The following is a 791-nucleotide window of genomic DNA, read 5'->3' as shown; positions in this document are numbered from 1 at the left end:
GATTGACCAATGGTGCGCGGCGCCGAAGGCAAACGAGCCGGAGGCCAGTTGTCCGATCGCTGATCCGGTGTATCCGGGTAATGGCGCCGTCACGCTAACAGAGGCCGATTTCGTCAGCGGTGACGATCTGCCGATGCAGTTCACGCGGACTTATCGCTCGAAATCGTTGAGCGCTTCGTCTGCGGCGATGGGGCCGGTGTGGTTTCACAGCTGGCAACGCGGTCTGGGATTGACCAACGCGAATAGCGGCAGTTCGTCGACGGTGCTTGCTTATCGTGAGAACGGCGAACCGGTCACGTTCAAATGGGCGAGTCGCAGTTGGCGTTCGGCCGGCTTCACGGGGCTTGCGCTTGCACAGAATGGATCGGGCTGGACGCTAACCGACCTTCGCTCCGAGACCGTCGAATCGTATTCGTTCAGCAACTGGCGGACGGCAAGGTCGCGGGTCAGTGGAGAGTCACGCGCGATGTGACCGGGAACGTGTTTGCGATCGTGATCCAGCAGAGGATTCCGGACGCGACCGAGATGATCATGCGGGACGCCGCACACCGCGTTCTGAATGGCTACAACCCGACGGGTGATTTCTATCTGCATTACGACCGACGCGGACGCATTGATCTCTTCAAGTTCAGTGAGTACGCGAGTGCGGCGAATGGCGGTGTTCGACGGGTATTCAAGGCCCGGTGGGGCTACTCGCCGGATGGTGAGGTTGTTTCGCGAGTTGGGACGGTTGCAAGGAATGGCAGCGTTCTCGATCTGAATGACGGTACGGACATTCCGATCAGTAGCGA

At 59.7% G+C, this 791-nt stretch carries 1 protein-coding gene and 1 pseudogene; both read left to right on the top strand.

Annotation, left to right across the window (positions count from 1 at the left end):
* A partial coding sequence (locus HWY05_RS38545; RefSeq protein ID WP_244146807.1) for a DUF6531 domain-containing protein occupies window positions 1-472 on the top strand: 472 nt, incomplete at its 5' end.
* A gap of 8 nt (window positions 473-480) precedes the next feature.
* Window positions 481-791 (top strand): annotated as a pseudogene (locus HWY05_RS38540) (RHS repeat protein); the annotation flags it as partial.

The organism is Paraburkholderia sp. BCC1876, assembly GCF_902833695.1.
GTDB lineage: Bacteria > Pseudomonadota > Gammaproteobacteria > Burkholderiales > Burkholderiaceae > Paraburkholderia.
Note: the sequence above shows the minus strand (reverse complement) of the source record. Positions and strands in the feature narration are given on the sequence as shown.